Source organism: Nonomuraea sp. H19, from assembly GCF_052068215.1.
Taxonomy (GTDB): domain Bacteria; phylum Actinomycetota; class Actinomycetes; order Streptosporangiales; family Streptosporangiaceae; genus Nonomuraea.
On sequence record NZ_JBQHCV010000012.1, the window covers coordinates 92,668 to 111,796 of the forward strand.

General features: G+C 70.8%; 16 protein-coding genes. 12 read left to right on the plus strand and 4 right to left on the minus strand.

What is annotated here, in order from left to right; translation table 11 throughout:
• A complete protein-coding gene (locus ACTMTI_RS26585) occupies nucleotides 1–2,766 on the minus strand; it encodes an AAA family ATPase (RefSeq protein WP_441123235.1) in 2,766 nt (921 codons plus the stop codon).
• A 165-nt stretch (nucleotides 2,767–2,931) separates the two neighbouring features.
• On the opposite strand from ACTMTI_RS26585, the gene ACTMTI_RS26590 reads away from it, so the two are divergent.
• The 4 genes from ACTMTI_RS26590 to ACTMTI_RS26605 are packed head-to-tail and all read left to right on the plus strand — an operon-like array spanning nucleotide 2,932 to nucleotide 6,822.
• Nucleotides 2,932–4,251 carry a cation:proton antiporter gene (locus tag ACTMTI_RS26590; protein ID WP_441123236.1) on the plus strand — a complete coding sequence of 440 codons (1,320 nt, stop codon included), beginning with the start codon at nucleotides 2,932–2,934 and terminating at the stop codon, nucleotides 4,249–4,251.
• A 5-nt stretch (nucleotides 4,252–4,256) separates the two neighbouring features.
• Nucleotides 4,257–5,615, plus strand: coding sequence for a pyridoxal phosphate-dependent decarboxylase family protein (locus ACTMTI_RS26595; RefSeq protein ID WP_441123237.1), 1,359 nt, complete (start codon nucleotides 4,257–4,259; stop codon nucleotides 5,613–5,615).
• Nucleotides 5,612–6,205 carry a hypothetical protein gene (locus tag ACTMTI_RS26600; RefSeq protein ID WP_441123238.1) on the plus strand — a complete coding sequence of 198 codons (594 nt, stop codon included), beginning with the start codon at nucleotides 5,612–5,614 and terminating at the stop codon, nucleotides 6,203–6,205. Before ACTMTI_RS26595 ends, ACTMTI_RS26600 begins: the two co-directional genes overlap by 4 nt.
• Nucleotides 6,202–6,822 (plus strand): DUF6875 domain-containing protein, encoded by a 621-nt coding sequence (locus ACTMTI_RS26605; RefSeq protein WP_441123239.1) that lies wholly within the window; start codon nucleotides 6,202–6,204, stop codon nucleotides 6,820–6,822. Before ACTMTI_RS26600 ends, ACTMTI_RS26605 begins: the two co-directional genes overlap by 4 nt.
• 73 nt (nucleotides 6,823–6,895) lie before the next feature.
• Here the strand turns inward: ACTMTI_RS26605 and ACTMTI_RS26610 are convergent, their stop codons facing one another.
• Together ACTMTI_RS26610 and ACTMTI_RS26615 are read right to left on the minus strand one after the other, a co-directional pair.
• Nucleotides 6,896–7,372 carry an N-acetyltransferase family protein gene (locus ACTMTI_RS26610; protein ID WP_441123241.1) on the minus strand — a complete coding sequence of 159 codons (477 nt, stop codon included), beginning with the start codon at nucleotides 7,370–7,372 and terminating at the stop codon, nucleotides 6,896–6,898.
• Between the two features lie 78 nt (nucleotides 7,373–7,450).
• Nucleotides 7,451–7,615 carry a hypothetical protein gene (locus ACTMTI_RS26615; protein WP_441123242.1) on the minus strand — a complete coding sequence of 55 codons (165 nt, stop codon included), beginning with the start codon at nucleotides 7,613–7,615 and terminating at the stop codon, nucleotides 7,451–7,453.
• 188 nt (nucleotides 7,616–7,803) lie between these two features.
• Here ACTMTI_RS26615 and ACTMTI_RS26620 point away from each other — a divergent pair, with 188 nt between their 5' ends.
• Nucleotides 7,804–8,781 carry an aldo/keto reductase gene (locus ACTMTI_RS26620; protein ID WP_441123243.1) on the plus strand — a complete coding sequence of 326 codons (978 nt, stop codon included), beginning with the start codon at nucleotides 7,804–7,806 and terminating at the stop codon, nucleotides 8,779–8,781.
• A 75-nt stretch (nucleotides 8,782–8,856) separates the two neighbouring features.
• On the opposite strand, the gene ACTMTI_RS26625 is transcribed toward ACTMTI_RS26620, so the two are convergent.
• Entirely contained in the window at nucleotides 8,857–9,147 is a 291-nt protein-coding gene (locus ACTMTI_RS26625; protein WP_441123244.1) for a hypothetical protein, read from the minus strand.
• A 204-nt stretch (nucleotides 9,148–9,351) separates the two neighbouring features.
• On the opposite strand from ACTMTI_RS26625, the gene ACTMTI_RS26630 reads away from it, so the two are divergent.
• The 7 genes from ACTMTI_RS26630 to ACTMTI_RS26660 all read left to right on the plus strand — a co-directional run bounded on the left by ACTMTI_RS26630 (nucleotide 9,352) and on the right by ACTMTI_RS26660 (nucleotide 19,060).
• Nucleotides 9,352–10,662, plus strand: a complete 1,311-nt coding sequence (locus tag ACTMTI_RS26630; RefSeq protein ID WP_441123245.1) for an MFS transporter — start codon at nucleotides 9,352–9,354, stop codon at nucleotides 10,660–10,662.
• A gap of 4 nt (nucleotides 10,663–10,666) precedes the next feature.
• Nucleotides 10,667–12,688, plus strand: coding sequence for a molybdopterin oxidoreductase family protein (locus ACTMTI_RS26635; protein ID WP_441123246.1), 2,022 nt, complete (start codon nucleotides 10,667–10,669; stop codon nucleotides 12,686–12,688).
• Nucleotides 12,685–14,079, plus strand: a complete 1,395-nt coding sequence (locus tag ACTMTI_RS26640; RefSeq protein ID WP_441123247.1) for an FAD-dependent oxidoreductase — start codon at nucleotides 12,685–12,687, stop codon at nucleotides 14,077–14,079. Before ACTMTI_RS26635 ends, ACTMTI_RS26640 begins: the two co-directional genes overlap by 4 nt.
• 118 nt (nucleotides 14,080–14,197) lie before the next feature.
• A complete protein-coding gene (gene nirB / locus ACTMTI_RS26645; RefSeq protein WP_441123248.1) occupies nucleotides 14,198–16,630 on the plus strand; it encodes a nitrite reductase large subunit NirB in 2,433 nt (810 codons plus the stop codon).
• Nucleotides 16,627–16,947, plus strand: coding sequence for a nitrite reductase small subunit NirD (nirD, locus tag ACTMTI_RS26650; RefSeq protein ID WP_441123249.1), 321 nt, complete (start codon nucleotides 16,627–16,629; stop codon nucleotides 16,945–16,947). The genes nirB and nirD overlap by 4 nt, the downstream gene beginning before the upstream one ends.
• A gap of 459 nt (nucleotides 16,948–17,406) precedes the next feature.
• Nucleotides 17,407–17,976, plus strand: coding sequence for a nuclear transport factor 2 family protein (locus tag ACTMTI_RS26655; protein ID WP_441123251.1), 570 nt, complete (start codon nucleotides 17,407–17,409; stop codon nucleotides 17,974–17,976).
• A 307-nt stretch (nucleotides 17,977–18,283) separates the two neighbouring features.
• Nucleotides 18,284–19,060 carry a hypothetical protein gene (locus tag ACTMTI_RS26660; RefSeq protein ID WP_441123252.1) on the plus strand — a complete coding sequence of 259 codons (777 nt, stop codon included), beginning with the start codon at nucleotides 18,284–18,286 and terminating at the stop codon, nucleotides 19,058–19,060.
• Nucleotides 19,061–19,129 lie beyond the last annotated feature (69 nt).

Consider the following 19,129-nt stretch of genomic DNA (forward strand, 5'->3'; position numbering starts at 1 on the left):
TCAGCCCTCCTTGATCAGCTCTGCCCGGTTGGACACGTTCAGCTTCCGGTAGATGCTGGTCAGGTGGAGCTCGACGGTTCGCTGGGAGACGAACAGAATCCCCGCGATCTCCCTGTTCTTCTTCCCCTCGACCACCAGGTCGGCGACCCGGCTCTCGGCCGGCGTCAGCGAGTCCCACCCCGTCTGCGCCCGCCGGCGCGGGCGCGCTCCGTACTTGAGCAGCTCGGCGTGCGCGTGGTCGGCCAGCGCGGTGCCGCCGCAGCGCTGGCCCAGGTCCAGGGCCCGGCGCAACATGTCCCGGGCCTCGGACTCCTGGTCCACGGCCGCGAGCGCGGTGCCGAGATCGACCACTGCGCGGCCGAGTTCGAGGGCCGCGGGAGAGCTCTCCAACTCCGGTACGGCCTGCCACAACAGCCTCACCCGCTCTTCCTGTTCGCCGGGCCCGTGCGCCACCAGCGCGAGTGCCCGCAGGCTCCCGCCGACGGCGCGGCCCGTCGGCCAGAGCCGGGCGGCGCGGTGCTGGTCGGCGGCCAGCTCTCTGGCCCGCTCCGTCTCCCCGAGCGTGGCCAGGGCCGCGGCGGCGTGCGTGCGCCACGCGCTGACCGCGGGGTTCGACACGCCCCATGCGGCCAGGCGTTCGCCGCAGGCCAGCAGGTCCTCCACGCCCGCCCGCACGTGGCCGCAGGCGATTCGCAGCCGGCCCCTGCTTTCGAGCAGGTGGTTGCAGCGCCACACGAGCGGCAGCTCGTTCGGCAGCCGGGCCTGGCGTAGCAGGTCGTCGGCCTGCTCGTGGTCGCCGCGCTCCAGCAGCACGTCGATCAGCGCCGCCAGGTGGTGGAAGACCACCGGCTCCGGCAGCCCGTCCTCGATGGCCGCGACCGCCGTGCGCGCCGCCGCCTCCGCCTGCTGGACGTCTCCTCTGCGCAGCGCGACGTGCGAGCGCATCACGGCCAGCTCGGGCACCTGTACGGCCGGCGCCCGCTGCTCGGCGTCCAGCAGGTGCCGCTCCACCGTGTCGAGGGCGTCGGCGTACAGCAGGGGCAGCAGCGCGAAGCCCGTCACCAGCCCACCGGCGTCCAGCAGCCCGTCCTTGGCCAGCGCCGCCTCGGCCGCGGCCCGCGCGGCCGGCAGCTCCCGCCCGGCCCAGGCCAGCCGCACCGCCAACGCGGCCCGCGTGCCACCGTCGGACCCGGCCGCCGGCACATCCGCCACCAGGTCCACTCCCGGCTCGCCGCCGGGAGTGGCCGTCACCAGGTCGTACTCGGGCCGCGTGCCGTTGTCAGGGCCGGCCGCCGCGGAAGCGGGTCCGGCGGCGTTCAGCATGCGGAGGATCAGCCGGTAGCCGCGCAGCCGCGCGCCGAGCGCCGGGTCCGCCTGGTCCACCCGCTCCACATGCTCGTCCAGCACGCCGATCGCCGCGTCGAGGTCGCCGAGCGCCGCCGTGGCGAGCGCGAGATGCTGCCCGATCAGCGCGTGCTCGGCGGCTGTCCGCACCCCCGCGCTCGCGTTCCTGAGATGCCTGATCGAGGCGTGGTGGTCGTACCCGCTGAGCGCGACGCCGAGCTGCAGCATCAGCTTCACCCGGTGCGCGGGCGACAGCGAGCTCTGGATCGCCCGCTGCATGCACGCGGTGGCCTGCTCCAGATATCCCATCGAGGTGAGCCGCACGGCCACGTCGCACAGCAGCTCGGTGATCTCCGGCGAGGCGGTCGGCCCCGCCGCGAGCAGGTGCCGGCCCATCACCGGGGCGTCGGCCTCCCGCGCGGCCAGCAGCCTGGCGGCGGCCAGGTGGTGCCGGCTGCGCTCCTCCGCCCGCATGCAGCGGTAGAGCGCGGTGCGGACGATCGGGTGGACGAACGCGATGGTGCCGCCGGCGCGCAGCAGGCCCAGCTCCGTCAGGCCCAGGATGGTGTTGGCGACCTCGCTCTCCTCGATGCCGCACAGCTCCTTGACCAGGGTGGGCCGGGCGTCGCCGTCCAGGACCGCCAGCGCCTTGGCCACGGTCAGCGAGTGGGCGGAGTGGCGGGCCAGGCGGTCGGCGACGTAGCGGGCGATCCGCGGCGGGGCCAGTCCGGGCAGCAGCCCTGCCGATTCGTCGTCGGTGCCGATGCCCTCCTGGTTGAGCTGTCTGATCAGCTCGTGGACGAAGCGCGGGTTGCCGCCGGTGAGGCGCTGGCACAGCGCCGCGAACTGCGGGGTCGGCCGCGCGCCGCGATAGAGCTCCAGCAGGCCGGCCACCTCCTCCTGCCCCAGTGGGTTCAGCAGGATCTCGGTGTGGTTGACCGTGCCGCGCAGCACGTCGTACGCCGGCCATTCCCCTACAGGAAAAGAGACAACCAGCAGAACCGGCAGGTTGGATAAGCGGCGCGCCAGGTGGGCGAGCCAGCCGAGCGTGAGTTCGTCGACGTGGTGCACGTCGTCCACGACGAGCACCAGCGGGCCCTCCTCGGTGATCTCGCGTACGTGCTCGTACAGCTCGGCGAACACATCTTCTCTCCCTGAGTCGGGAACTGCCGGCGGCTGCCGGAGCTGGAGCAGCTCGCACACCGCCCCGAACTCCGGCTGCGGGCGGCGGCGGCCGCCAGAGGCGAACAGCACCTTGGTGCCCTCGCGGCGTGCCGCCGCCACGACGTGGTTGAGCAGAGCGGTTTTCCCCGTGCCCGCCCCGCCCTCGATGACGACTACGGCCGAACGGCCCTGCGCGGCGTCGCCGACGACGCGATCCAGGAGCCGGATCTCGGCCTCGCGACCGAGCAGAGGTTGCATGGCCCCCCCTTCGTGTTGCCTTACGCGAACCCAGTATCACAGGGGGTGATAGAAGGCCACTCAAGCCGGATTCAGCGGAATGTCTTCGGTCTTTTCCTCGGTGGAAAACCGGCCTGTCGATGGCAGCCTGAGAATACGTTCCACTGCCCAGCGGAGGTCTGTTTCATGGCTCCCATTCAGCCGATGGCACCGCACGCGCTGCTACTTCTTCTCCTGCAAATTGGGGTGCTGCTGCTGCTGGCACTCGTACTCGGCCGGCTCGCGATGAAACTGCGGCTGCCGGCGATCGTCGGCGAATTGTGCGCCGGAGTGCTGCTCGGTCCCTCGTTGTTCGCTTTGCTGGCGCCCGACCTTTCCTCATGGTTGATTCCGCAGCAGACCGGGCAGTTCCATCTGCTCGACGCGGTGGGGCAGCTCGGCGTGCTGTTGCTCGTCGGCATCACCGGCGCCCACGTGGACTTGAAACTGATCCGCCGGCAGGGTGCCTCCGCCGTGAAGGTCAGCGCGTTCGGGCTGGTGATCCCGCTCGGGTTCGGTGTCGCCACCGGGCTGCTGCTGCCCCAGGCGCTGGTGGGCGCGCGGGACCAAACCGTCTTCGCGATCTTCCTGGGCGTCGCCATGTGCGTCAGCGCGATCCCGGTGATCGCCAAGATGCTCATCGACATGAACCTCATGCACCGCAACATCGGCCAGCTCACGCTGACCGCGGGCATGGTGGACGACGTGTTCGGCTGGCTCATGCTGTCCGTGGTGTCGGCCATGGCCACCAGCGGGCTGAGCGCCGGCTCGATCAGCTTGTCAGTGGCCTACCTGGCCGCCGTGCTGGCCTTCGCCTTCGTCGTGGGCCGCCCGCTCGTCCGCACCGCCTTCCGGCTCGCCGCCCGCTCGTCCGAGGCCACCCCGACGGTCGCCACCACGGTCATCCTGATCCTGCTCGCCGCCGCCGGCACCCACGCCCTCGGCCTGGAGGCCGTCTTCGGCGCATTCCTGATGGGCCTGCTCATCAGCGAGTACGGCAAGCCCGACCCGGCCAAGCTGGCCCCGCTGCGCACCGTCGTCGTGGGCGTGCTGGCCCCGGTCTTCTTCGCGACCGCGGGCCTGCGCATGGACCTGACCGCGCTGGCCAGGATCGACGTGCTCGGCTTCGCGGTGCTCATTCTGGCCGTCGCGATCGCCGGCAAGTTCATCGGCGCCTATCTGGGCGCGCGTACGAGCAGGCTGAACCGGTGGGAGGCGCTCGCGCTCGGAGCGGGCATGAACGCCCGCGGCGTCATCGAGGTCATCGTCGCCATGGTGGGCCTGCGCCTGGGCGTGATCGGCACCGAGGTGTTCACCATCATCATCCTGGTGGCCGTCGTCACCTCCGTCATCGCGCCGCCCATCCTGCGCGTCGCCATGGCCAGGCTGCGGCCCACCCCAGAAGAGGACGAGCGCTGGATCGCCCAGTTCGGACCGGCCGTACCCGTGCTAGAGCGGGTCGGGTGAGCCCGATGGACCTGCGGTACTGGCTGGGGCAGGCGGTCGAGACGGTGGAGGAGTGGGCCGCGGAGTTCGGCCCGTTCGCGCCGCACCCCTCGCACCACGTCGGCGACGACGAGTTCGCCGTCGCCTTCGCCGACTTCGGCAAGCGCCTGCGCGACAACTACCCGTTCTTCCACCCCCGCTACATCGGGCAGATGGTCAAGCCGCCGCACCCCGCCGCGGTCGTCGGCTACCTGACCGCGATGCGGCTCAACCCCAACAACCACGCCCGCGAGGGCGGCCCCGCCACCGCCGACATGGAACGCGAGGTGATCGCGGAACTCGCCGCCATGTTCGGGCTGGGGAGCCACCTCGGGCACCTCACCACCAGCGGCACGATGGGCAACCTGGAATCCCTGTACGTCGCCCGCGAGACCCACCCGGGCGCGGGCATCGCCTACAGCGCCGACAGCCATTTCACCCACGCCCGTATGTGCCACGTCCTCGGCGTGCGCGGGCACGCTGTGCCGGTGGACGCGCACGGCCGGATGGACCTCGACGCGCTGGAGGACCTGCTGCGCAGGGAGCGCATCGGCACCGTGGTGCTCACCGCGGGCACCACCGGGACCGGCGCCGTCGATCCCGTGCACGAGGCACTGGAGCTGAAGGCGCGTCATGGCGTGCGACTGCACGTGGACGCCGCCTATGGCGGGTTCTACGCGTTGCTGGCCGGCGAGGGGCTGTTCGATCCGCGGCCGTGGCGGGCCATCGCGTCCTGCGACTCCGTCGTGGTCGATCCGCACAAGCACGGGCTGCAGCCGTACGGGTGCGGGGCCGTGCTCTTCTCCGATCCGCAGGTGGCCCGGTATTTCCGGCACGATTCGCCGTACACCTACTACACGCCCAGCGACCTGCACCTGGGCGAGATCAGCCTGGAGTGCTCCAGGGCGGGCGCGGCGGCGGCCGCGCTCTGGCTCACGCTGCGGCTGCTGCCCGCCACCCGGGAGGGGCTCGGACGGGTGCTGCTGCCCGGGCTGCGCGCGGCCCGGCAATGGGCCGGGATGCTGACCGCGTCGCCGCACCTGACGTTGTATCAGCAGCCCGAGCTGGACATCGTCTCCTATTTCCCGTCAGAACCGGCGCTGAGCGGCATCGACGCCGCCTCGGCCCGGGTGCTCGCCGACGGCATGACCGGGCCCGACCCGGTGTACGTCAGCGCCCTGCGGGTGGACGCGCCCGCGCTCACCGCGCGCCATCCCGGACTCGTGGCCGACGCCCCGAGCGCACGGATCCTGCGCAGCGTCCTGATCAAGCCAGAGACCGGCGACCACCTCGGGCACCTGCACCACCGCCTGGAGGAGCTCGCCACCAGAAGGAGTTCGCCATGACACTCTCCACCCTGACCATCCGCCCAGCCACCCGGGCCGACACGGAGCCGCTGGTCGCGCTCCTCGCCGAGGCCTTCCACGAGGACGCGCTCACCGTGTGGGCCTTCCCCGACCCGGTACGCCGTCGTCAGATCCTGCCCGGCCTCTTCCGCGCCTTCTACGACCTGTCGCTCTCCCAAGCCGGCGCGTTCACCAGCGACGACCTGGAGGCGGTCGTGCTCTCGACCCCGCCGGGCGCCCCGGATCCCGGCGAGCCGTTCGAGCGGCGACTGCGCGAGGCCGCGGGGGAGTACGCCGACGCGCTGATGACCATCGTCAACCTGCAGGACCTGTACCACCCGGCGGCACCGCGGCACCTCTACCTCGGCTTCGGCGCGGTCGCGCCGCACCGCCAGGCGAGCGGGCTGGGCAGCGTGCTGATGCGGCAGATCCTGGACGGCTGCGACCGCGACGGCACCCCCGTCTACCTGGAGGCCAGCTCGGCGGGCGGCGCGGCGTTGGCGCGCCGCTTCGGCTTCGAGCCGCACGGGCCCGCGATCTTCATCCCCGGCGGCCCCCACCTGCGTCCGATGTGGCGGGACCCGCAATGAGCGCGCCCGGACCTCAGGTGTGGCCGGCCGCCGAGGTGGCGGCCGGTTTCGACCATCCCAGGCTGCCCGAGATGCGCAAGATCCTGGACTGGAGCCGGGAGTTCCTCACCAAAGGCCATCCCGAGCTGGGGCGCTCGGGTCCGGTCTGCCCTTTCAGCGCTCCTTCGCTGCGTCGCGGCCTGTTCTATCTCGCGGTGGAGGAGGACACGGACATCGGCGTGACGGTCAATTCCATGACGGCTTTCCGCGAGCGTTTCCTGGAAATGCTGGAAGCGCTTTCCCCCGAGCGCCGCGAATTGCTGACATTCGTCGTGGTATTGCCGGAGATCGACGGTCCGGAACTCGACGAATTGCAGCGGCGGTTGAAGGAAGAATATGTCGCGGCCGGGCTGATGATCGGCCAGTTCCATCCCACCTGCGCCGAGCCGGGGCTGTGGAACGGGGATTTCCGGCCCCTCCGCTCGCCCATTCCGCTGCTGGCCATCCGGATGATGCTCGCCTTCGATCTGCCTTTTCTGTGGGACGAGACCGGGCACCTCGGGTCGTATCTGGAGCGCTTCGCCGGAGGCATCCCCGCCAGGATCCGCGCGCACCTGGTGGACCGGCTGGTGTCCTAGCTCAGGATCCGTCGCCGTCACAGCGCACGACGACGGATCCTGGCCGCGGTCGCGTTGCTCGAAGCGCCGGGCGTCAGTCCTGCCGGTTGGCCAGGCGGCTCAGCGGCTCGTCGGTCAGCCGGTATTTCAGCCATTCGTCCTGCCGGACCGCGCCCAGCTTGTCGTAGAAGCCGATGGACGGCTCGTTCCAGTCGAGCACCGCCCATTCGAGGCGCTGGTATCCGCGTTCCGCGCAGATCCTGGCCAGCTCGCCCATCAGCGCCAGGCCGTGGCCGCCGCCGCGGTGCTGGGGGCGTACGTAGAGGTCCTCCATGTAGATGCCGTGCACGCCCCGCCAGGTGGAGAAGGTGAGGAACCACAGGGTGAAGCCGGCCACCTCGCCGTCCTGCTCGGCGATGTGGACGAAAGCGGCGGGACGCTCGCCGAAGAGGGCGGCGTGAAGCTGCTCCTCGGTCACGAGCACCTCGTGAGCGGCCTTCTCGTAGGTGGCGAGCTCGCGGATCAGCTCGACGATCACAGGCACGTCGGCAGGCGCTGCGGGACGAATCATGCCGACCAGGTTACGGGTCTCGGACACCCGCCGCGGGCGAGGGGCGCCGCCTCCGCCGGCCCGGCCCACGGCCGGCGATCATACGGTGAGCAAGGACGGTTCGGCGCGGTGGGCCTCGGCGGCGAGGGCGCGTAGCTGGTCGGCGAAGGCGATCGCCTGCTCGGAGGTCAGGCGCGGCTCGACGCCGACGTAGAAGACCACGATGTCACCCGCGGGCGATCGCATGGCGTTGAAAGGAATCATGATGCGAGCGATTCTGCCCGCCGGGACCGACATTTTCCGGGGGTGAACCCGGCCGCGTCACGCGGGCGTACTCGTTCTCCGGACGGGTTGCCCCGGCCATGGGGCCGATGACGCGCCGACCAGTCCCATCCGCGACACTTGCCTGAGGAAAACCCCTGGTGGGAACGGCAACGGAAAGGTTGGCTTCGATGGAGCATCGCGTGTTGGGACGTACCGGACGCGAGGTCGGCGTGGTCGGGCTCGGCGCCTGGCAGCTCGGCGCGGACTGGGGCGAGGTCTCCGAGGAGGAGGCGCTCGCCACCCTGGAGGCGGCCGCGGACGCGGGTGTCACGTTCATCGACACCGCGGACGTGTACGGGGACGGGCGCAGCGAGCAGCTCGTCGGCCGCTTCGCCAAGGGCCGCCCGGAGCTCACCGTGGCCACCAAGATGGGCCGCCGGCTGGAGCAGATCCCCTCGAACTACGTGATGTCCAACTTCCGCGCCTGGAACGAGCGCTCCCGCCAGAACCTCGGCGTGGACACCATCGACCTGGTGCAGCTGCACTGCCCGCCGACCCCGGTCTATTCGGCGGACGCGGTGTTCGACGCCCTGGACACGCTGGTGGCGGAGGAGAAGATCGCCGCCTACGGGGTCAGCGTGGAGACCTGCGACGAGGCGCTGACCGCGATCGCCCGGCCAGGGGTGGCGACCGTGCAGATCATCCTGAACGCGTTCCGGCTCAAGCCCCTGGAGCGGGTCCTGCCCGCCGCGCGGGCGGCCGGAGTGGGGATCATCGCCCGGGTCCCGCTGGCCAGCGGCCTGCTGTCCGGCCGGTACGACGAGCACACCACGTTCGCTCCGGACGATCACAGGAACTACAACCGGCAAGGGGAGTCGTTCGACGTCGGCGAGACGTTCTCGGGCGTGGACTTCGCCACCGGCCTGGAGGCGGTCCGCCGCCTGGCCCCGCTGGTCCCGGAGGCCATGACCATGGCCCAGTTCGCGCTCCGCTGGATCCTGGACCAGGAAGGGGTCTCGGTGGTCATCCCGGGTGCCCGCAACCCGGCCCAGGCGATGTCGAACGCCTCCGCGGCGGCCCTGCCCCCGCTCTCCGCCGAAACGATGGAAGCGGTCCAGTCCGTCTACGACGAGCTGATCCGGCCCCAGGTTCACCACCGCTGGTAGTCCCGTTGCCCGGGCCGGAGACCGGGACCTGTCACGCAGGTCACGCTCGGTGACGTGACCCGCGTGACATATCGGTTAAACGCCGGCGTGCGTCCTGGCCCGGGGCCGCTCCGCCTGCTCGAACTCTTCCCTGCCGGGCTCGGCGAACTCGCGGTGGGTCTCCTCGATGCGCAGCGCCACCCCGAGCGCGAACAGCGTGGGAGCCCACTCGCCGACGAAGATCCCCCACCGGTCGGCCCGGTCGATGCCTGCTTGCTCCATGTTTCTCGACATCAGCCAGGTCGCGCAGGACAGGACGATCGACGCCGCCCCCGCGGTGTAGAGATGGCCGGACCTGAGGCCCATGTCGTGTAGCTTCTTGATCATCTTTCCCCCCTTGCTGTGAGTGCAGGTACCCGAGGGGCGATCATGTAATCGAAGATTACGAGTATGTTTCCGGCGTGACGCATGTGCGCGGCTTGTTACAGCGGTGAATCACACGTAACGAACGCACAGCCACGGATTGTCAGAGTGCGTAACGAGCGCTTCCTACCTTGGAGATCCCCGGACGCCGAGTGTAGGAGAAAGTCGATGGCGCGCTGGATCGCCGAGTGGCACCCCGATGACCCAGCTTTTTGGGAGAGTTCAGGCAAGAGCGTCGCACGCCGCAACCTCATCTTCTCGATCGTGGCCGAGCACCTCGGCTTCACGGTGTGGACGCTGTGGAGCATCGTGGCCACCAAGATGGGGGCCTACGAGTTCACCACCGACCAGTTGTTCTGGCTGGTCGCCCTGCCGAACCTGATCGGGTCCGTGCTGCGCGTCCCCTACACCTTCGGCCCCGCCAAGTTCGGCGGCCGCAACTTCACCGTGGTGAGCGCGCTGCTGCTGCTCATCCCAGCGGTGCTGCTCGGGGTGGCGGTCGGCAATCCGAACACTCCGTACTGGTTGTTCCTCGTGATCGCGGCGATGGCCGGTTTCGGCGGCGGGAACTTCGCCTCCAGCATGGCCAACATCACCTACTTCTACCCGCGTCACAAGCAGGGCGTGGCGCTCGGGCTGAACGCCGCGGGCGGCAACATCGGCGTCAGCTCGGTCCAGCTCGTCATGCCGCTGGTCATCGGCTCGCTCGGGCTGGCCGCCGCCGGCTGGTTCTGGATCCCGTTCGTCGTCGTGGCCGCCATCTGCGCCTGGTTCTTCATGGACAACCTGACCAGCGCCAAGGCCAACCCCCGCGAGCAGCTCGCGGTGGCCGGCAAGGCCCAGACCTGGATCATGTCGTTCCTGTACATCGGCACCTTCGGCTCGTTCATCGGCTACTCCACCGCCTTCCCGCTGCTGAGCAAGAGCCTGTTCCCCGACGCCCCGTTCGCGGCGGTGGCCTTCGCCGGGCCCCTGGTCGGGTCGCTGATCAGGCCGGTGGGTGGCTGGCTGGCCGACAAGTTCGGCGGCGCCCCGGTCACGCTGTGGAACTTCGCCGGGATGGGCGGCGGCATCCTGCTGGTCTGGCTGTCCAGCACCTCCGGCAACTTCTGGCTCTTCTTCCTGTCCTTCCAGCTGCTGTTCCTCACCTCCGGCATCGGCAACGGCTCCACGTACCGGATGATCCCCGCGATCTTCCAGGCCAAGGCCGTGGCCGAGCGCGGCGAGAGCGAGGATGCCCTGCTGTACGGCAAGCGCCAGGCATCGGCCGCCATCGGCATCATCTCGGCGGTCGGGGCGCTCGGCGGGTTCCTCATCAACCGGGCGTTCGGAATGTCGTTCGCCGCCTACGGCACCCCCGCCCCCGCCTTCCTCGCCTTCGGCATCTTCTACGTGGCCTGCCTGGCCCTCACGTGGTGGTGCTACACGCGCAAGGTCGGCGTCAAGGTCGTGGCCAGCCTCGCCTACGCCCGGGTCTGAGCCAGTGACTGACGCGGTGAAGACGCACTGCCCGTACTGCGCCCTGCAGTGCGGCATGGAGATCGGTCCTGAGCTGGCCATCCAGCCCAGGACCGACATCCCGGCCAACGCCTCGGGCGCGCTGTGCCAGAAGGGCTGGACGGCAGGCGAGCTGCTCACCAACGGCGAGCGCCTGACGACCCCCCTCCTGCACGGCGAGCCCGTGGAGTGGGACGTCGCGCTCGACTACGTGGCGAACCGGCTGACCGCCATCCGCGCCGAACACGGCCCCGACGCCGTGGCCGTGTTCGGCGGGGGTGGTCTCACGAATGAGAAGGCCTACACGCTCGGCAAGTTCGCCCGGGTCGCGCTCGGCACCAGCCAGATCGACTACAACGGGCGCTTCTGCATGTCGTCGGCCGCCGCCGCGTCGATCAAGGCGTTCGGCATGGACCGCGGGATGCCGTTCCCGATCACCGACCTGGCCGAAGCCGACATCGTGCTGCTGGCCGGCGGGAACGTCGCCGAGACCATGCCGCCGTTCGTGCGTCACCTGTCCGGCCCGCGGATGATCGTCATCGACCCGCGCCGCACCCAGACCGCCAAGCTGGCCTGGCTGCACCTGCAGCCCACGCCCGGCACCGACCTGGCGCTCGCCCTCGGGCTCCTGCACATGGTCATCGCCGAAGAGCTCGTGGACGAGGAGTACGTGGCCGCCAGGACCACCGGCTTCGACGAGGTACGCACCTCGCTGGCCGCCTGGTGGCCGGAGCGGGTCGAGCGGATCACCGGCGTGCCCGTCTACCGGATGCGGCAGGCCGCCAGGGCCCTGGCCGCGGCCCAGAAGGCGTACATCCTCACCGGGCGCGGCGCCGAGCAGCACTCCAAGGGCACCGACACCGTCACCGCGTTCATCAACCTGGCGCTCGCGCTCGGCCTGCCCGGGCGCCACGGCTCCGGGTACGGCTGCGTGACCGGGCAGGGCAACGGGCAGGGCGGCAGGGAGCACGGCCAGAAGGCCGACCAGCTCCCCGGCTACCGCAAGATCGACGACCCGGCCGCGCGCGAGTACGTCGCCGGGGTGTGGGGCGTGCCGGCCGAGTCGCTGCCGGGGCCGGGGCGGTCGGCGTACGAGCTGCTCGACGCCCTCGGCACCCCGGAAGGGCCGAAGGCGCTGCTGCTGTTCGGGTCCAACCCGGTGATCTCCGCGCCCGCCGCCGAGCACGTCGCCGAGCGCATCGCCGCTCTCGATCTCCTCGTGACCTGCGACTTCGTCATGTCCGAGACCGCGGCGATGGCCGACGTGGTCTTCCCGGTGACGCAGTGGGCCGAGGAGAGCGGCACCATGACCAACCTCGAAGGCCGCGTCCTGCTGCGCAACCAGGCCGTCACTCCGCCCGACGGCGTCCGGAGCGACCTCGAGGTCCTGGCCGGGCTCGCGCAGCGGCTCGGCCACCGCTTCGAGACCGAGCCCGCCACGGTGTTCGAGGAGCTGCGCCGCGCCAGCAAGGGCGGTCCCGCCGACTACTCCGGCATCACCTACGAGCGCATCACCGCCGAAAAGGGCGTGTTCTGGCCCTGCCCCGAGCCCGGGCACCCCGGCACGCCGCGCCCGTTCCTCGACTCCTTCGCCACCCCGGACGGCCGGGCCAGGTTCGTGCCCGTCCAGCACCGGCCCCCGGCCGAGGAGACCGACGAGGACTACCCCGTCTACCTGAGCACCGGCCGGGTGCTGGCCCACTACCAGAGCGGCGCCCAGACCCGCAGGATCGCCTCGCTCGTCCAGGCCGCGCCCGAGCCGTACGTCGAGCTGCACCCGGACCTCGCCGAGCAGCTCGACATCACCGCGGGGGACGTGGTGCGGGTCAGCAGCAAGAGAGGCGAGGCCAAGGCCGTCGCCCGGATCAGCGACGCCATCAGGCGCGACACCGTATTCATGCCCTTCCACTGGGAGGGCGCCAACCGGCTCACCAACCCGGCACTCGACCCGACGTCGAGGATGCCGGAGTTCAAGGTCTGTGCGGTCAGGGTGGAGAGGGACTCATGAGACTCGTCGTCGTGGGGAACGGGATGGCCGGGTCGCGGCTGGTGAGCGAGGTGCGCACCCGTGACCCGCACATCAAGATCACTGTGTTCGGCGCGGAGACGTGCCAGCCCTACAACCGGGTGCTGCTGTCCAACGTGCTCGCCGGCAGCTCCCGCCCGGAGCAGGTGCGGCTGATCGACGCCTCCTGGTACGCCGCGCACAACGTCGAGGCCGCCTTCGGCAGCGCGGTCGCGCACATCGACAGGGAGACCAGGCACGTCGTCACCGAGGACGGCCGGCGCGAGCCGTACGACCTGCTGGTCCTGGCCACCGGCAGCGAGGCCATCGTGCCGCCGCTCCCGGGCGTGGAGCGGGCGATCCCGTTCCGCACCCTCGACGACTGCGAGCGCATCCTGGAGTCGGCCGAGCACGCCCGCAGGGCCGTGGTCATCGGCGGCGGGCTGCTCGGCATCGAGGCCGCCCGCGGCCTGGCCGGGCGCGGCCTGCCCGTCACGCTGCTGCACCTGGCCGGGCACCTGATGGAGCGTCAGCTCGACGTCGAGGCCGGCGAGGTGCTCGGCGAGACGCTGGCCGGGCTCGGCGTGGACATCCGCACCGGCGTCAGCGCCCAGGCCGTGCAGGAGGACGGCGTCCGGCTCGCGGACGGCGAGCTGATCGAGGGCGACCTGGTCGTGCTCGCCTGCGGCGTCCGCCCGATCACGGGCCTGGCCCGCGAGGCCGGGCTGGAGGTGCGGCGCGGCGTCGTCGTGGACGACGAGCTGCGCACCGACGACCCGTCCATCTTCGCCATCGGCGAGTGCGCCGAGCACGACGGCACCGTGTACGGACTGGTCGCCCCCGCCTGGGAGCAGGCCTCCGTGGCCGCGGACGTCATCACCGGCGGCAAGGCCCTCTACCACGGCTCCAGGCTCGTCACCCGGCTCAAGGCCAAGAGCGTCGAGCTGGCCGCCATGGGCGAGACCCACCTCACCGAGGAGCACGCCGAGGTCGTCCGCTTCAGCCACCGGGCCCGCGGCACCTACCGCAAGCTCGTCATCCGCGACGGCCGGCTGGTCGGCGCGATCCTGCTGGGCGAGAGCGACGCCGTCGGCACGCTCACCCAGCTCTTCGACCGCGGCGGGCCGGTGCCGGGCGACCGGGCCGGGCTGCTGTTCCCCGGGCTGTCGTCGGCGCCCGTGACCGAAAACCCGACGCTGATACCCGACGCGGCCAAGATCTGCCAGTGCAACAACGTGACCAAGGGACAGATCAGGGCGTGCTGGGAGGCCGGGGCGCGGGACGTGGCCGGAGTTGCGGCCGCGACCAGGGCCACGACCGGATGCGGTACCTGCCGCGACGCCGTGGAAGGCATCGTCGGCTGGCTGTGCGAGCAGGAAGGGATCTCGGTTTGACTTCCGTCCCACTGCCGAGGCCGCCGGAGGCCCGCCACCATAACGGATGGCCTGCGGCAACGTGCCGCGTTTCCGCACAACGCCGTAAGGCGAAGGTATCTGAGCTTGGGGAGGTTCGATGAACAGGATCGTCGTCGTAGGGTACGGGCCGACGGCCCACCGGCTCGTCGAAACCCTCGTGAGCAAGGGCTTCGACGGGCGCGTCACCGTGATCGGGGAGGAGCCGCGCCCGGCCTACGACCGGGTGCACCTGACCTCCTACCTGTCGGGCACCAGCGCGGAGGACCTCACCTACGCCGTCCCCGAGGGCGCCGTGACCCGGCTGAACACCCGCGTCACCGGCATCGACCGGGACGCCAAGCACGTCGTCACCGCCGACGGCGACGTCGAGCCGTACGACGTGCTGGTGCTGGCCACCGGCTCGGCCCCGTTCGTGCCGCCGGTCCCCGGCGCCGAGCACGCCTACGTCTACCGGACGATCGAGGACCTGGACGCGATCAAGGTGGCCGCCAAGGACGCGGCCGAGGGCGTCGTGGTCGGCGGCGGGCTGCTCGGCCTGGAGGCGGCCGACGCGCTGCGCGCGCTCGGGCTGAAGGCGCACATCGTCGAGATGAGCCCCTGGCTGATGCCGCGCCAGGTCGACGAGGGCGGCGGCTCGGTGCTGAAGGCGCACATCGAGGGGCTCGGGCTGAGCGTGCACGCCGGCTCGGGCGTCAAGGAGATCGTCACCGACGACAGCGGTGAGGTCATCGGGCTGCGCAAGCCGGACGGGACGCTGGTGGACGCGCAGGTCGTGGTCTTCTCGGCGGGCATCAGGCCGCGCGACGAGCTGGCCAGAGCGTCCGGGCTGGAGGTGGGCGAGCGGGGTGGCATCGTGGTCGACTCCGCGATGCGGACCTCCGACCCCGCCATCTACGCGGTCGGCGAGTGCGCGCTGGCCAGCGGGATGATCTACGGGCTGGTAGGGCCGTGCAACAACATGGCCGAGGTGGCCGTCGACCGCATCATGGGCGGGTCCGCGACGTTCGAGGGCGCGGACATGTCCACGAAGCTCAAGCTGCTCGGCGTCGAGGTGGCCCAGTTCGGGGCGATGGACGGGGCGCTCGACGTCACCTACATGGACCCGGTGGGCGGCGTCTACAAGAGGCTGTTCATCAGCGACGACGCGCAGACGCTGCTCGGCGGCATCTGCGTGGGCGACGCCTCGCCGTACACGGCGCTGCGGCCCTTCGTCGGCAAGGCCCTGCCGGCCGCGCCGTCCGACCTGCTGTTCAGCGGCGCCGGGGCGAGCCTCGACCTGCCGGACGAGGCGCAGGTGTGCTCGTGCAACAACGTGTGCGCGGGCGACGTCCGCACCGCCATCGCCGACAAGGGCGTCACCGATGTGCCCGGCATCAAGGCGTGCACGCGGGCCGGCACCACGTGCGGCAGCTGCGTGCCGATGCTCAAGCAGCTGCTGGAGAAGTCGGGCGTCGAGATCAGCAAGGCCCTGTGCGAGCACTTCACGTACTCCCGGGCCGAGCTGTTCGACATCGTACGGGTCCGCAAGATCACGACGTTCTCCCAGCTCATCACCGAGCACGGGCAGGGCGGCCGGGGCTGCGACATCTGCAAGCCGGCCGTGGCCTCGATCCTGGCCTCGCTGCACAACGGGCACGTGCTGGAGGGCGAGCGGGCCACGCTGCAGGACACCAACGACGCCTTCCTGGCCAACATCCAGAAGAACGGCACCTACTCGGTCGTCCCGCGCATCCCCGGCGGTGAGATCACGCCCGAGAAGCTCATCGTGATCGGCGAGGTGGCCCGCGACTTCGGCCTCTACACGAAGATCACCGGCGGGCAGCGGATCGACCTGTTCGGGGCCACGGTCGACCAGCTCCCGGAGATCTGGCGGCGGCTGGTCGAGGCCGGGTTCGAGTCGGGGCACGCGTACGGCAAGGCCCTGCGCACGGTCAAGTCGTGCGTGGGCTCGACCTGGTGCCGCTACGGCGTGCAGGACTCGGTCGGCATGGCCATCGCGCTGGAGCTGCGCTACCGCGGCCTGCGCTCGCCGCACAAGCTCAAGTCCGCCGTCTCCGGCTGCGCCCGCGAGTGCGCCGAGGCCCGGTCCAAGGACTTCGGCATCATCGCCACCGAGCAGGGCTGGAACCTGTACGTCGGCGGCAACGGCGGCTTCAAGCCCCGCCACGCCGACCTGCTGGCCAAGGACCTGAGCTCGGACGAGCTGATCAGGACCATCGACAGGTTCCTGATGTTCTACATCCGCACGGCAGACCGGCTGCAACGCACCGCCGCCTGGCTGGAGTCGCTGGACGGCGGTCTCGACTACCTACGGGAGGTGATCATGGAGGACTCGCTCGGTATCTGCGCCGACCTGGACGCGCAGATGGACAACCACATCGCCACGTACGCCGACGAGTGGGCGGCCACGCTGGACGACCCGGAGAAGCTGAGCAGGTTCGTCAGCTTCGTGAACGCGCCGGGTGTGCCCGACCCGTCGATCGTGTTCGCCAGCGAGCGCGGCCAGATCAAGCCGGTGATGGCCCAATGAGCTGGACCCCGATCTGCGACTACGACGCGCTGCTGCCCGAACGCGGCGTCTGCGCCCTGGTGAAGGGCAAGCAGGTGGCCGTCTTCCGCACCTACGACGGCACCCTGCACGCACTGGACAACCTCGACCCGTTCAGCGGGGCGTACGTGCTCTCGCGCGGCATCGTCGGCACCAGGAAGGGCGAGCCGACCGTGGCCTCGCCGCTGCACAAGCAGGTGTTCTCGCTGGTGTCCGGGATGTGCCTGGACGAGAAGGAAGTGGTGGTGCCCGTCTATCAGATACGGGTGGCCGACGGGTACGTGGAGGTCAGCGTCTAGAGCTCACGTCGTTTCCGGGGCCCAGGTCGTCCGCTCGCACGGCGACCTGGGCCTTTCGCGTTCCGGTCGTCCGTCAGGCAGTGCGGCGGCCTGGGCCTTTGGCGTCCCGGCGTCGATCGTCAGGCAGTGCGGTGGCCTGGCCCGGTCTCCACCGGCGGGTAGACGTGGGGGCTGTGGTGGGCCACTGGTAACACGCAACGCCGACCCGCCTCGACGCTGTCGCAGCGCTCTGCGTCCTCGCGCTGGGGGAGGGGTTCGGGGTTCGCCTGTGTTCGCGGCACTGGACGGACGGTATCCGCGACACCCGCCGGGCTGGTCTCGTGGCGGCAACGATCCTAGCTCTGAATGGTCTCGCCAAAACGGGTCATTCTGCCCAGTAATGCCGGTAGAGGTAAAGGGAGCGTGCAAAGTGCCTAAACCGCGCATTCGCTCATGACCGGCGCGGGCATCAAAGCGGCCATGAGCAAGATTTCTCAGCGCAGGGCACTCCTGCTGGCCATGATCGTCCCCGCCATGCTCGTGACGGGCTGCGCCGCCGGCAGCGGCACGCAAGCCATGAAGGGCGCGGCGAGCCCGGTGGAGCCGACGGACACCGAGGTGCCGCCCGACGAGGCCTCTCCAGAGGCGCCGACGGGGACGGGCACGGAGATGGAGAGCCCTCCGGTGACGGACATGGGCGTGGGCGGCGCACGGGCGGTCGTCCAGCAGTTCTTCAACGGGCTCAAGGAGAAGAAGCCCGACCAGGTCGCGAAGACGTTCGCCGACGACGCGGTGGCCGCCGTGGCCGGGCAGCCCACGGCGACGGGCACCGACGCGATCCAGGACGTCTTCAAGAAGCAGATCGACCGCCCGGGCAACCACGCGCAGGCCACGCACAACATCGACGAGGCACGCATGGCCGGCGACAACGACGCCATCGTCCGCTCGACGAGCAAGGTGGGGGACAGGAACATGCGCGAGCTGTTCGTGGTCTCGAAGGACGGCGGCGAGTGGAAGATCTCGCGGTTCATGAGCAACGTCGCGTCCTGAGCGGACTCCACGGCGGAATACGGGAGGGTGTACAGCGGTGCCGTCGGTGTAGCGAGCGGCGGCGACGAGCGCGCCGCAGTCGTTCGCGCTGCCCCTGCTTGAGAGGGCACATGGCGCACTGCGTGGCCGAGGCCGCGCAGAAGGGCGGAGCCGAGGCGGAGGCCAAGGCGAAGGAGGCGGCCGGCGTCATCGCCCGGCTCGTCAGATCGTGAGGCCGGCCGGCCATCGCTCGGGCCGGCCGGCCGCTCTGTCACATCACCGGGAACCTGCGCCCTCCACGCGGTGTAACTACACCGGAGGTGGTCCCATGAAGAGGATCCTGGCCATGCTGGTCGCCGCGGTGGCGGCCCTGGCCGTGGGGGCCGTGCCGGCCGCCGGAGCGGGTGGTTGGGCGGTGACGTACCTCGATCCGCTGCCTTCCCGGTTCGCCGGTGGCTCGCCGTACGCGCTGGGCTTCTGGGTGCTCCAGCACGGCAACCACCCGTTCGAGGGCGATATCGGGACTGTCGGGCTGCGGTTCACCAGGGAGAAGGACGGCAAGAGCCTGTCGTTCAAGGGCACGGCCCTGCCGGAGGCAGGTCACTACGCCACGTCGGTGGTCGTGCCCGAAGGGGTGTGGCGCGTGGAGGGCATCCAAGGACTGTTCCGGCCGCACCGGGTGGGGACGCTCGAGGTTCCCGGCGCCCTTGAGATCGACCCGGTGCCGGAAGAAGTGATCGCGGGCTTCGAGGCGAACGGGAAGGACTATTGGGGGGCCGTACGGCCGCCCGGGTTCCCGGTGCTGAAGGGCGGCGTGGTGGCGTCCGACGTCGGTGCGGCGGTGGCCACCGGGCCGGTGGCGCCGTCTTCGTCCGCGTCCGCGTCGGCGTCGCCGGTGGCGCAGGGGCAGGTGGCGCAGGGACGGGACTCTGGCGGGGTTCCGGCGTACACGCTGCTGATCGCCACCGCGGGCGGCGCGCTGCTGGCGGTGGCGGCCCTGCGCTGGTCCGCCCTGTCGCGCCTGCCGCACCCGTCGCGCCGGAAGGACGACGACCAGGATCCGCCGGTGGACGCTTCGGCGGAGACGATCACCATCTCGGGTTAGCCGACGGGTTCGAGGGCAGACCGCCGGAGTACGCCACGGCGCACTCCGGCTCTACGATCGCCGTCACGG